Raw genomic sequence first — 12,623 nt, 5'->3', positions numbered from 1 at the left:
AAAAAGATTCTAAATTGTGATAAACTAATTCAAATGAGTTTTGTGGTGGTTGTTTAGATTTGTAGAAAGATAATTCAATTTTGTATGATACTATTCTGGTTTCTTAGGTCTAAGAATAGGTTCTCCATCTGTGTCGTACTCTAAGGAGTAATTGGATTGATTTAGAAGAGAATTTTGTTCTTCAGACATTCTAGCAGTAGGGTCTATAGAATAAGATCCATCTCCGTTTTCTGTACAAGTTATAGGAGAAATAAATAGTAAAAACATACCCGAAAATAAATAGATTTTTTTCATAATTTGTTGATTTTTATTTGTGTTATAAAATTGATTTTTAAAGTCTATAAATGTTTTATATTTATAAAATGGTAATTAAATTTTTATAGAATAGACTATTCAGGTTTTTTAGGTCTAATTATTGGTTCTCCATCTGCGGTGTACTCTAAGGTATAATTGGATTCATTCAGAAGAGTTTTTTGCTCTTCAGACATCCTAACAGTAGGGTCTATAGAATAAGATCCACCTCCGTTTTCAGTACAAGTTATAGGAGAAATAAACAGTAAAAACATACCTGAAAATAAATAGATTTCCTTCATAATTTATTGATTTTAAATCAGTTACTTAGGATGTGAAATTAATTGTTTTTTTTTTGAATACGTTACGGTTTTTCCGTACATTTTGTTAAATATTTTTAACATTTATGGCAGTTTATATAATAGGAGACATTCATGGGGCATACAAAGGACTGCTACAAGTAATCCGTTTAACTCCTTTGAAACTAGGAGATACACTTATTTTTTTAGGAGACTATGTAGATGGTTGGAGCGAAAGTCCTCTGGTTTTAGATTTTTTAATAGATTTAAAAAAGTATTACAATTGTATTTATATAAGAGGAAATCATGATGAGTTACTTTTAGATTGGCTAAAAAATCAGAATGAAAACCTGTTGTGGTATAACAGTGGGGGAAGATCAACGATTGAAGCTTATGAAAATATAAGCATAGAAATTAGAAATAAGCATATTCATTTTTTATCTAGTTTAAAAGATTATTACTTAGATAATAAAAATAGACTTTTTGTGCATGCAGGATTTACTAACTTAAAGGGAGTAGAATACGAATATTATCCAAGATTGCTTTATTGGGACAGAACACTATGGGAAATGGCATTGTGTTTAGATCCTGATATAAGTTCTGAAAGTGCATTTTTTCCTAAACGCTTACAAGTATATAAAGAAATTTTTATAGGCCATACTCCCGTTACAAATTTAGATATTACAACTCCTTTAAAAAAAGCTAATGTTTGGAACCTAGATACAGGAGCTGCCTTTAAAGGGTGTATTACAATCTTAAATCTTGAAAAAAAAGAATTTTGGCAAAGTGATCCTATCTATACACTCTACCCAAATGAAAAAGGTAGAAATTAAATACAAGTTTATATATTTGCTAAAAAAAATAGTTATGAAAAAAGTTTTTATTTTAGTAGCAACTCTAATAGGATTCATGTCACAGGCTCAAGAAGCTTATAAGGGTAAAGGAGATACAAAGTTTCATGTAGGTGCTAATTTGCAATCAGGAGGAACGGGTCTAAATGTAGGAACAGATTTTGGATTGGGAGAAAATATTTCGGTAGGAGTTGTAGCAAATTACTTATTAGGTGTTAAATCAATTGAAGGGGATGATTATGACTTTTTAGACAGAGCAGATCTTAAAGCTCGATTTAATGCCAATATTGGTAAAGTTTTAACATTGCCAGAGCAGATAGATGTGTATCCAGGTTTAGATTTAGGATTAAGAAACTTTGGAGGACATTTAGGAGCTCGTTATTTCTTTTCAGAAGGATTTGGCTTACAAGTAGAAACAGGAGTGCCTTTTGCCAAATACAAAAAAGACCCAGTTGGATTTGATCGTTTAAATAATCAGTTTTATGTTAATCTAAGTGCTGTTTTTAATCTGTAATGAGTGTTGTTGAAAAAAAGTTAAAGGATCGTAGTAATTCAAAATGCGAACTTTGCGGAACTGAACACGATTTACAAGTTTATACAGTAGCTCCCAAAACAACTGAAAGTTTAGAAGATTCTATATTGGCCTGTAAAACCTGTGTAGATCAAATTAACAATCCAGAATTAACAGACGCGAATCATTGGCATTGTTTGTCTGATTCTATGTGGAATGAACATTTACCAGTACAAATAGTGTCTTGGCGTATGCTTACCCGACTAAACAAAACGGATTTAGTTGATATGATGTACTTAGACGATGAATCATTGGAATGGGCAAAAGCAACTGGAGAAGGGGTACAGGAGGATACAATTGTACACAAAGATTCCAACGGAAATGTGCTTCAGGATGGTGATTCTGTTGTTTTAATTAAAGACCTTGATGTAAAAGGAGCTAATTTTACAGCTAAAAGAGGAGCGGCTGTACATAACATAAAGTTGGTTTGGGATAATCCTGAACAAATTGAAGGAAGAGTTGAAGGACAATACATTGTTATTTTAACTCAATATGTAAAAAAAACAAAATAAGACTGTTTAAAAGTTTATGATTTTGTCATCCTTAACGAGTGAACCTGATCGTTTTATTTAAATACTAAAATTAATTAATCCTATTAGGTGCAATAGTAAGACTAGTTCTTGTGTTGGGATGCTAAAATAGACATTTATTTTAAAAAGTTTAAAAATTTATTTTGTTGTATTTTTTTGATTGCTAGTCATTTGAAAAATAAAGTATATTTTTTTTAAAAATAAAGTCATTTAAGATTTGGAAATATAAAGAAAATCTGCTTATATTTGCACCAGCAATGCGGAAGTAGCTCAGTTGGTAGAGCTCCAGCCTTCCAAGCTGGTTGTCGCGAGTTCGAGCCTCGTCTTCCGCTCAAAGCCTTGAAGAAATTCAAGGCTTTTTTATTTTCCGGTTTAATAGTCAAAAATAGTTGGTAAAAACGGATCAAGAACAAAAGTGGGGATTATGCAAAAAGATTGGATAATCTGAATAAGAAGAAATCTATCTTTCTTACCCCCCTAAAGTGACTTCTAAAGGCTTTTATTTTAGCATTAAAAGATTCAGCAGCTGCATTAGTACTTCTATTATCAAAGTAGTTTAGTATTGATTGATAATTGAGTGTTATTGTATTTAGAACAATGTTGAAGTTTTTAAATCCTGATTCTTTTACTGTTCTATATCAATGGGCTAATTTTAACATTGCAACATTTTTATCGTTATTGGTGTTGTAGATATTTCTTAATTGTTGAGATAAATGGTATGCTGTTTTTATCTCTGGATATAGTTCAAATAGAATTTCAGCTCTTTCTTGTTGGTTTATCGTCCATTTTTGGCGAGATTTATAGAGTAAATACCTGTGTCTAGCTAATAATTGCTTTGGGGAATCACCATTGGGTAAAATTTGTGGAATATGTGTTTTGTTTTCTGATTTTGCTTTTATTATGGCTTGATTTTCCATATCTATAGCTTTTCATCGGTATTTGATTCTGATTTCTTGTAAGGCTTCTAAGGCTCGTTTTTGGACATGGAATCTATCGGTTACTTGTATTGCTTTTGGAAAACATTTTTTAGCTATCAATTTCATAGTATTGGCCATATCTAATGTTGTTTCTTTGACACAATTTCTTTTTTCAGGATCAATTTTACGGATATGTTCTATGACTTGATCATCCTTTGTTTCAGCAATAATAGCTACTAAGGAACTTTTTTTACCTTTGAATTTTTTGTTGGTTACAATAGTGTAAAGTTCCCCCTGATACAAAGCTACTTCATCAATTGATAGATGTGTCCCCATATTTTGGGGATAAATAATCCATTGATGCGCGTGTTCTCTTGGTTCCCAAGAACTAAAGGAGCTTAGATGCTTTTTATACTGTCTTTGTAGTTTTTTACCCTTAACTCCAAAGAAACTACCAATAGTTTGAGATTCTATAGCTGTGTTATCGATTGATTTCTTTTAAAAAAGATGCAAATTCTTGCGTCATACGTGTTTCTTTAGCTACTAAATTCCAATCTCTTTTAACTATCTCACCTGTGTTTTTATTAGTCCAACGACGACGTTTTATGTGTAAATACACAAACTTTCCTCTTAGTGGGAAATCTTGAATTGTTATTTCGTCTGTCAAGCCTTTGGAGGCTAACTCTATGTTGTCAAACTCTTTTCGAGGTTTTGCTTTTTCTTCAAAATAAAGATGTAGGTTTTCTTCTGAATTATCAACTGAAATTATTTCAAAATAATCAACTAGAAAATCAGGAAGCATCAATTTTAAAAGAGTTATAGGGTCCATAATAGTGTTTAGATTTGATAAAGATCTCCTTTTTTAATTAAATTCTCCCCAACTTTTGTTCTTGATCCGATTTATCTTTACCTTTCTTTTATAAATATAATATTTGAGAACAACTAAAAACATACTTGTAGCCCCCCTTAATTGGGGTTTAGGTCACGCCACGCGTTGTATTCCTATTATAAGAGCCCTCTTAGATCATGGCATGAATCCTATCATAGCCTCAGATGGTGAGGCTCTTGAATTATTAAAATTTGAATTTCCTTCTTTAACTTTTATCTCAATTCCTTCGTATAAAATAAAATATGCAAAAAAGGGTCGTTTTTTTAAATGGAAATTAATGCAAAATAGTCATACGGTTTTAAGAGCCATTTTTTTAGAACGATTAGCAACAAAAAAGATTATTGCGGTTTATAATATACAAGGTATTATTTCTGACAATCGGTTGGGTATTTATTCAAAAAAAATACCTTGTGTTTATATTACTCATCAATTAAATGTTTTAACTGGTAATACGACTTTGATTACTTCTTGGTTACACCAACTAGTGATTAAACAATACACATCTTGTTGGGTACCTGATTTTGAAGGAGATAGAAATTTAACAGGTGATTTAGGTCATCTAAAAAAGCCTTTAACAAATGTTCTTTATTTAGGTCCTATCAGTCGTTTTAAAAACCAAAAATTAAATATTCAGTATGATCTTATGGTTGTTTTATCAGGTCCTGAACCACAAAGAAGTCTTCTTGAAAAAAAATTAATATTAGAACTAAAAGACTATAACGGGTCTGTTTTATTTGTAAAAGGAAACATTGATAAAGAGCAAAAAATCAGCAATGAGGGCGTTTTTACTTTTTATAATTTTATGAATTCTGAACAATTAGAAATCGCTTTTAACACGAGTGAATACATCATTTGTCGTTCTGGTTATACCACCGTTATGGACTTAGCTTATCTAGGTAAAAAAGCTTTTTTTATTCCTACTCCTGGACAATACGAACAGATATATTTAGCACATAAACTAAGTCATGAACAAATAATACCGTATTGTCTACAAGATGAATTTAGTCTTAAAAAATTGGAACAAATAGTTAATTTTAAAGGATTTATTCCATTTCAGAATAAAATTAACTGGAAAAAATATTTCGAAGTTTTTAATTTAGAAGACAAATAGTGATTTTTAAACGTACTCTACTTGTCTTCTTTTAAGGTAAGATATTAATATTTATAGTGAGACTGTCCAAAAAGTTCGCAATCTTTCATTTAGACCAAAGGGAGAAATCACACAATGTTGACTATGAGACTCCTCATTCGGAGTGACAAACTGCATGTTGATTTATTACTTTTTGGACCGCCTCATTTATTTCAAACAGTTATCATTTTTTAAAGTTAACTAAACGATTATCATTATAGTTTACTTGAGCTATGACCCCGTTTTCTTTAAAAATCCAAGTTCCTACTTTTTGTCCCGATTCATATTGTCCTGTAGCTAACTCGTTTCCTTCTTTCGTATAGGAAACCCATTTCCCATGAACTTTCCCGTCTTTATAAAAACCTTCTTGCATTATTTTACCATTGTCATAATAGTAAGTGGCTTTTATTAAATTATTTTGAATCTCATATTTAGGCTCTATTAACTGAGCAAAACTGGCTACTGTAAATAATAAAGTAATGATTGATATACGTTTTTTCATAATTCAAAATTTTATGGGTTCTACAAATAGTCTCCATCAAATTTAAAAAAAACTTACATAATTAACAATTAAAAAACATTTACTTTACAATTTATTAACATTAAAAATAACAAAACAATGTTTTAAGCAGTAAATTGATTAGCACTCTGGAGTGTAAATAAAAATTCAGAACCTTTATTAAATGTACTTTTTACATATATTTTTTCATGATGGGCTTCAATAATATGTTTTACTATAGACAACCCTAAACCAGAGCCTCCTTCCATACGGGATCCGCTTTTATCTACTCTAAAAAAACGTTCAAATAATCTAGGAATATGTTTTCGTTCAATTCCTTCACCATTATCCATAACGCGTACTAATACCTTGTTATTTTCTAATTCATCTATACAAATTTCGGTTGATCCTTTTTCTTTACCATACTTAATAGAATTCACAACCAAGTTAATCAAGACTTGCTGAATCTTTTCTTTATCGGCTATTACGTGAATAGGTTTAACATATTTTTCATCAAAACTTAAGGTAATTTCTTTTGTATTAGCTTTAATTTCTAATAAATCCATTACTTCTTGTGCTAATGCAACAATATCAAATGATTGAATATTTAGCGTTTCATCTCCTAATTCTAATTTAGCTATCATATCTAAATCATTAACGATATAAACCAATCTTTCGACTCCTTTTTCGGCACGTTCTAGATATTTTTTTCGGAGTATTTTATCTTTATGCGCGCCCTCTAATAAAGTAGAAATATAACCTTGAACCGTAAAAAGAGGTGTTTTAAGTTCATGTGAAACATTTCCTAGAAATTCTCTTCTATATTCTTCACGATCTTTGAGCATTTCAATTTCTAACTTTTTATCCGTTGCAAATTTTTTAACCTGTTTGGTCAATGTAGCCATATCGGTAGTTATAGCTTGGTTTTTAAAATCTACAGCATCTAAAAAAGAAATTTCATCATAAATTTTCTTTACTCGTTTGTAAATAAATTTTTCTACTCGATATTGCAAGACGAAAAATGAAAAAGACATGGTTAAGAAAGCAAAAACACTTATAAATAACCAATTAATCAAAAAGAATAAATAGGTTAATAAAAGCACTAACCCTGTTGAAAACAGGGTAATATATGTAGAAGATCGAAACGCAAACGTATATGATTTCTTAAGCATTAACCCCATTAGTATTCAAACTTATACCCAACTCCTTTTATTGTTTTAAATAGTTCTTCCCCAATTTTTTCTCTTAATTTTCGGATATGAACATCTATGGTTCTTCCTCCTACTACCACTTCGTTCCCCCAAACTTTATCTAAAATTTCCTCTCTCTTAAATACTTTTCCTGGCTTAGATGCTAGTAAATAAAAAAGTTCAAATTCTTTTCTTGGAAGAATAATTTCCTTATTGTCTTTGTATATTTTGTATTCTTCACGGTTTATTTCAATACCTCCCAAATTTAGTTTTTCAGCGGACACTTCTACCTCTTTAAACCTTCTTAATAAAGCTTTTACTTTACTAACTAATACTTTAGGTTTAATGGGTTTTGCTATATAATCATCAGCGCCAGCATCAAAACCTGCAACTTGCGAATAATCTTCGTTTCTAGCGGTTAAAAATGCAATAATCGTATTTTGTAATTCTGGCGTATTACGAATAATTTCACATGCTTCCATTCCATCCATTTCAGGCATCATAACATCCATTAAGATTAAATGAGGTAAATACTTTTTTGCTTTTTCTACCGCTTTTTTACCATTTTCAGCGGTAAAAATTTGATACCCTTCTTGTGAAAGATTATAGCCAACAATTTCTAAAATATCAATTTCGTCGTCTACTAAAAGAATTCTAATATCCTTCTTTTTCATCACTATGTTTTGTGTTTGTTCGAGTGTAAAATTAGCTATTATTCGAAACAAAAACTTAACCTTACACAAATTTAATATGTTAACGATTAGGTAACGTTTATTAAACCTATTTATAATATCCAAATAACCTCCTTTTTACATAGCCCAAATTACTTTGCATTCGAATTAAACACACAACAAAATGAAATTTAAATTTTCTCTATTGTTCCTTTTTTTTACAATGATTACATTGGCTCAAAAAGCAACTATTACTGGAACAGTATCAGATAAAGATCTTAACAATGAAGCCTTACCCTTTGCTAATGTTCTTCTAAAAGGCACATCTACAGGAACCACTACTGATCTACAAGGGAGGTACAACTTAATTGTTCCTTCCGGTATGCACACGTTAGTCTTTAGTTTTTTAGGATATGAAACTAAAGAAGTTAAAATTACTGTTAATACTGGAGAAGTAAAAGAAATTAATCAGATTCTTGGTTCTGGTAGTGTAACCATGGAAGACGTCGTAGTAAAAGCAACTGTAAGTCGGGAAAAAGAAACTGCTTTATTATTAGAACAGAAGAATGCCGTTGAAATGAAGCAAATAATTGGTGCTCAAGAAATGGGTAGAAAGGGAATAAGTGATGCACAGGCTGCTGTTACTAAAATTGCAGGGATTTCTAAACAGGAAGGAGTAAAAAATGTTTTCGTAAGAGGTTTAGGAGACCGCTATAATTCAACTACATTAAATGGCTTTCCAATTCCTTCCGAAGATCCTGAATACAAAAATATTTCCTTGGATTTTTTTGGCACAGATATTATCAAAAATATTTCTGTTAATAAGGTTTTTAATTCCACTAAAATTAGTGATGTAGGCGGAGCTAATATAGACATTTCATCCAAAGAGCTAAACACATCATCTGTTGTATCCCTAGACCTTTCAACAGGTAGTAATACAAGAGTATTCAATACTGATTTCAAACAACAATCAGGAGTAGATTACTGGGGGATATCTAACATCACTAACCCTGGATTAACTAGTCAAAAATACAATTTTCCTAATAAGCTTAATCCTACTACAAATCATTTGCCTTATAACCATTCTTTGGGACTAACAATAGGTAAAAAGATTAGATTTGGCGAAAATAGCTTTTCTGCATTTTTAGTAGGATCACATGCAACGGATTTTAGTTACACCAAACAATTTGTAAAAAACACAACTACCACAGGAGTAATCTTCAGAGATCAAGTAGGCGACAAGTTTAATCGCGGCATTAATCAATTAGGACTATTGAATTTATCTCTAAAACTAAATAAGTTCCGATTTGATTATAACGGTATGGCAATTCACAATAATAATCAATATTATTCTAAATTTTACGGTTTAGACAATGATAAATTTCAGGGAGGTTTTGATGATAAAGGACTAATGATTAGACAACAAAATAATGATAATTTATTAATTGTAAATCAATTATTAGCTCAATTTCAATTAAACAAAAACACAAACTTCAATGCTGGTGTATCATATAATATTACTTCTGGCAAAGAGCCTGATAGAAGAGTAAACAATCTCACTCAAAGAAACGAAAAAGATTTTATTTTTACAGGGGGAGATGGTAGGCAAACAAGAACTTTCTTGAATTTAGATGAAACTGATTTGAATACGAAACTAGAAGTTTCACACAAACTAAATAATCAAAACGCAAATGATAAAACGTCTTTTATCAAGTTTGGCTACAATGGAAGACAAGTTGAAGATAAATTTTCAGCTACACTATACAATTTTAGAGCCTTTTCGGGAATATATAATGAAAATATAAACTTAGACGATTCTTATAACAAACAAAATTTTATTGATGGAAAAGTAACATTTGATGCCAATAAAGATCAATACAATGCACAAAAAAACATACATTCTGGATACGGTGATCTAACCTATTTAGTTACCCCTAAACTAACCATAAATATGGGAGCAAGCATAGACTACGTAAATCTGGCTGTGCAATACAATGTAAACGAAGGTAGTACTATTGGAAAATCAACTATTAAAAATACATTCGTATTACCCAACGCTAGTTTAAAATGGGACGCATCAGAAAAAAACTCGTTCCGTTTAGCCAGTAGCAAAACCTATACCCTTCCTCAAGCTAAAGAAATTTCACCATATATTTACATAGACGTAAATTTTAATAGTCAAGGAAATAAAGACCTAAAGTATTCTGAAAATTACAACCTAGATGCTAAATGGGATTTTTATATAAGCAAATCAGAACTATTTTCATTAACGGGTTTTTATAAACACATTCAAAATCCAATAGCTCGTGTAGAAGAAGGAGGATCAGGAGGTTATTTAACATATAAAAACATAGCTAATGTAGCTAAAGTCTTAGGAGCAGAAGTTGAACTAAGAAAAAACATTCTAGAATCACAATTTCATTCTTATGATGCTAAATTAGCATTAGGACTTAATGCTTCTTATATCTACTCTAAATTAACATTAGATGTTTTGAACACACCTAAAAAAGAAACTCAACTAGAAGGTTCTTCCCCTTTCTTAGTTAATTTTGACCTATCCAGTACTTTATCTAAAGATGACAAAAACTTTACCAATACTTTCGTATTAAACTATTTTAGTGATCGTATTTATACTATTGGAACCCTAACTTACGAAGATATTATAGAAAAAGGAGTACTAGGATTGGATTTTATTTCTACTTCTAAAATCAACAAACATCTCGCTATCAAAATAAAAACTAGAAACTTATTAGATCCTACTTATTCACTAAGCAGAAGAGGCATTAATGGAGGCGAAAATATTGTCCTTAAATCATTCCAAAAAGGAATCCATTTTAGCCTAGGTTTAACGTATGATTTTTAAAATTATATAATTGCTAATTAAAACAACTAACCAAAATGAAAAAATCAGTTTTAAGTTTATTAACATTGCTAACCGTTTCTGGAACAGCTATAATATCTTGTACAAAAACAACAGATGATGAAGCAATTGCAACTATCAGTGCGCCAGCAGGAACAGAAAACCTATCAGGCACTATTACAAACAATATAACTCTTGATCCTTCTAAAACATACTATTTGAACAGCTCTCTAATTATAGATAATGGAGGAACTCTAAACATTCCCGCAGGTACCATAATCAAATCTAAAAAAGGGTTTAGTAATTACATTTTAGCCTTACAAGGAGGTAAAATAAACATAAACGGTACGGCTGATAAACCTGTAATCATGCAAGCTGACATAGAAACAACAGAATCAGGATACTGGGGCGGTTTAATCATTAATGGCAAAGCTAAATTATCGGATGCTACCCCAACCGGTTCAACCGAAATTAACTCAGCTTATACTTATGGTGGTAATGACGACACTGATAACTCAGGCATTATTCGTTATTTGATACTCAATAATACAGGAGCTAAATCCTCTGCCAATATTGAACACAACGGTCTAACCCTAAATGGTGTTGGAAATAGTACCATTATTGAAAATATACTTGTAAAAAATTGCGCTGATGATGGTGTTGAACTCTTTGGTGGAACTGTCAACCTAAAAAATATCTTATGTATTAACACAGATGACGATATGTTTGACTATACACAAGGATGGAGAGGCACTTTAGACAATGCTTATGGAATTTGGGAAAAAGGTTTTACAAGTACAGAAGCCGACCCAAGAGGTCTAGAAGGAGATGGTAATTTAGATGGTAACACTCCTACTTGTAACTTACAATCTGATAACACCATCAAGAATTTAACTATTGACCTTAAAATAGACCCTGTAACCACTAATGACATAACAAAACAAATGATGGATGTCTTTATGGTTCGTCGTGGTGCAAAATCTACAATAACAAATGCTGTCGTAAAGGGAACAGGATACGCAGTAACCTTAATTAACATGAACGATAAAAAAGGAGCTGGCAATCCTACCACAACAATTAGTGTTAACCTTAAAGATTTAACAACATCTCCAGCTAAAGAAATCAATGGAGCAGGGCTATTAAACAAAAACGAAACCAATACAGGAGCTGACAAAACTGCTTTTAATTGGACAAAATACGCTTTTTAATTTTTTAGTATTTTTTAACAAAACAAAAGCCTCTATTTTTGAGGCTTTTGTTTTATCTATATATATTTTTTTTAACTTTGTAGAAATCCGTATTGAATGAAGAAAAACTACTTGTACAGTATCCTTATTTCCACATTATTTACGTTGGTCTTTCAAGCTCAGGAGGCTAGAGACTCCTATAGTGGAAAATATCAAGAACAGCCTTTGGACAACCTTACAATATATCCTAACCCCGCCAGTAGTGGAAGAATCTACATTACATCTAGATCAACCTCTTCAAAAGAGATTGAAATCTATGATGTCCTTGGAAAATTAGTACTTCAAACATTATTAACAGCAAAGGAGTTAAACATAACCAGCCTAAACGAAGGCGTTTACATAATAAAAATTAAAGAAGGAGAACAAAGAATAACTAGAAAACTTATTGTAAAGTAACCTGCCCAAAACATTTCCCCCTTAAATCTACCTTTCATTTTTTAAAATATTAAAGAATGGAAATCTGTTATGAAAACTTACCCCTTTTCTCATCAAAACATACAAATAATAGATCTTTTTCAAACCAATTTTAAGAGCACCCTCTTTTGCCTAACATCAGTACCTGAATCCCCTCACAAAAATAAACATCTTTCAACTCAATCAATCAATCATAGATTATTCTTACAAAATAATCAAAAAAACAATCAAAAAAATAAATTTAATATATTTTTTATTAAATTTA

At 30.9% G+C, this 12,623-nt stretch carries 13 protein-coding genes, 1 tRNA gene and 1 pseudogene; 8 read left to right on the top strand and 7 right to left on the bottom strand.

Annotation, left to right across the window (positions count from 1 at the left end; genetic code table 11):
• Positions 1 to 90: 90 nt before the first annotated feature.
• Together HUE53_RS08180 and HUE53_RS08175 are read right to left on the bottom strand one after the other, a co-directional pair.
• Positions 91 to 294: a hypothetical protein gene (locus HUE53_RS08180; protein WP_014165692.1), complete on the bottom strand. Its 204-nt coding sequence runs from the start codon at positions 292 to 294 to the stop codon at positions 91 to 93.
• 95 nt (positions 295 to 389) lie between these two features.
• Entirely contained in the window at positions 390 to 593 is a 204-nt protein-coding gene (locus HUE53_RS08175) for a hypothetical protein (RefSeq protein WP_077225515.1), read from the bottom strand.
• A 104-nt stretch (positions 594 to 697) separates the two neighbouring features.
• Between HUE53_RS08175 and HUE53_RS08170 the strand changes: the two genes are divergently transcribed.
• The 4 genes from HUE53_RS08170 to HUE53_RS08155 all read left to right on the top strand — a co-directional run bounded on the left by HUE53_RS08170 (position 698) and on the right by HUE53_RS08155 (position 2,874).
• Entirely contained in the window at positions 698 to 1,423 is a 726-nt protein-coding gene (locus HUE53_RS08170) for a metallophosphoesterase family protein (RefSeq protein ID WP_014165694.1), read from the top strand.
• Between the two features lie 34 nt (positions 1,424 to 1,457).
• The gene (locus HUE53_RS08165; protein ID WP_041253433.1) at positions 1,458 to 1,955 is read left to right on the top strand and encodes a DUF6646 family protein; all 498 of its coding nucleotides are present in this window, start codon (positions 1,458 to 1,460) and stop codon (positions 1,953 to 1,955) included.
• On the top strand, positions 1,955 to 2,524 hold the full coding sequence (locus HUE53_RS08160) for a PhnA domain-containing protein (protein ID WP_014165696.1): 570 nt from the start codon (positions 1,955 to 1,957) through the stop codon (positions 2,522 to 2,524). The genes HUE53_RS08165 and HUE53_RS08160 overlap by 1 nt, the downstream gene beginning before the upstream one ends.
• Positions 2,525 to 2,801: 277 nt before the next feature.
• A tRNA-Gly gene (locus HUE53_RS08155) sits at positions 2,802 to 2,874 on the top strand.
• A 90-nt stretch (positions 2,875 to 2,964) separates the two neighbouring features.
• Here the strand turns inward: HUE53_RS08155 and HUE53_RS08150 are convergent.
• Positions 2,965 to 3,795 (bottom strand): annotated as a pseudogene (locus HUE53_RS08150) (ISAon1 family transposase).
• A 145-nt stretch (positions 3,796 to 3,940) separates the two neighbouring features.
• On the bottom strand, positions 3,941 to 4,288 hold the full coding sequence (locus HUE53_RS08145; protein ID WP_102135408.1) for an ISAon1 family transposase N-terminal region protein: 348 nt from the start codon (positions 4,286 to 4,288) through the stop codon (positions 3,941 to 3,943).
• 103 nt (positions 4,289 to 4,391) lie between these two features.
• Between HUE53_RS08145 and HUE53_RS08140 the strand changes: the two genes are divergently transcribed.
• Positions 4,392 to 5,459 (top strand): glycosyltransferase, encoded by a 1,068-nt coding sequence (locus HUE53_RS08140; RefSeq protein ID WP_065213860.1) that lies wholly within the window; start codon positions 4,392 to 4,394, stop codon positions 5,457 to 5,459.
• A 202-nt stretch (positions 5,460 to 5,661) separates the two neighbouring features.
• On the opposite strand, the gene HUE53_RS08135 is transcribed toward HUE53_RS08140, so the two are convergent.
• From HUE53_RS08135 to HUE53_RS08125, 3 genes are all read right to left on the bottom strand, one after another.
• Positions 5,662 to 5,979, bottom strand: coding sequence for a toxin-antitoxin system YwqK family antitoxin (locus tag HUE53_RS08135; protein ID WP_060381367.1), 318 nt, complete (start codon positions 5,977 to 5,979; stop codon positions 5,662 to 5,664).
• 122 nt (positions 5,980 to 6,101) lie between these two features.
• On the bottom strand, positions 6,102 to 7,157 hold the full coding sequence (locus HUE53_RS08130) for a sensor histidine kinase (RefSeq protein WP_014165701.1): 1,056 nt from the start codon (positions 7,155 to 7,157) through the stop codon (positions 6,102 to 6,104).
• The gene (locus HUE53_RS08125) at positions 7,157 to 7,840 is read right to left on the bottom strand and encodes a response regulator transcription factor (RefSeq protein WP_014165702.1); all 684 of its coding nucleotides are present in this window, start codon (positions 7,838 to 7,840) and stop codon (positions 7,157 to 7,159) included. The genes HUE53_RS08130 and HUE53_RS08125 overlap by 1 nt, the downstream gene beginning before the upstream one ends.
• 181 nt (positions 7,841 to 8,021) lie before the next feature.
• Between HUE53_RS08125 and HUE53_RS08120 the strand changes: the two genes are divergently transcribed.
• From HUE53_RS08120 to HUE53_RS08110, 3 genes are all read left to right on the top strand, one after another.
• Positions 8,022 to 10,700 carry a TonB-dependent receptor gene (locus HUE53_RS08120; RefSeq protein WP_065213861.1) on the top strand — a complete coding sequence of 893 codons (2,679 nt, stop codon included), beginning with the start codon at positions 8,022 to 8,024 and terminating at the stop codon, positions 10,698 to 10,700.
• Between the two features lie 35 nt (positions 10,701 to 10,735).
• The gene (locus HUE53_RS08115) at positions 10,736 to 11,905 is read left to right on the top strand and encodes a hypothetical protein (RefSeq protein WP_192188407.1); all 1,170 of its coding nucleotides are present in this window, start codon (positions 10,736 to 10,738) and stop codon (positions 11,903 to 11,905) included.
• A 96-nt stretch (positions 11,906 to 12,001) separates the two neighbouring features.
• Positions 12,002 to 12,340, top strand: coding sequence for a T9SS type A sorting domain-containing protein (locus HUE53_RS08110; protein WP_014165705.1), 339 nt, complete (start codon positions 12,002 to 12,004; stop codon positions 12,338 to 12,340).
• Positions 12,341 to 12,623 lie beyond the last annotated feature (283 nt).

This window comes from Flavobacterium columnare (genome assembly GCF_014844295.1).
GTDB classification, from domain to species: domain Bacteria; phylum Bacteroidota; class Bacteroidia; order Flavobacteriales; family Flavobacteriaceae; genus Flavobacterium; species Flavobacterium columnare.
The sequence above is the reverse complement of the archived record's forward strand: the minus strand, read 5'-3'. Positions and strand labels throughout refer to the sequence as shown.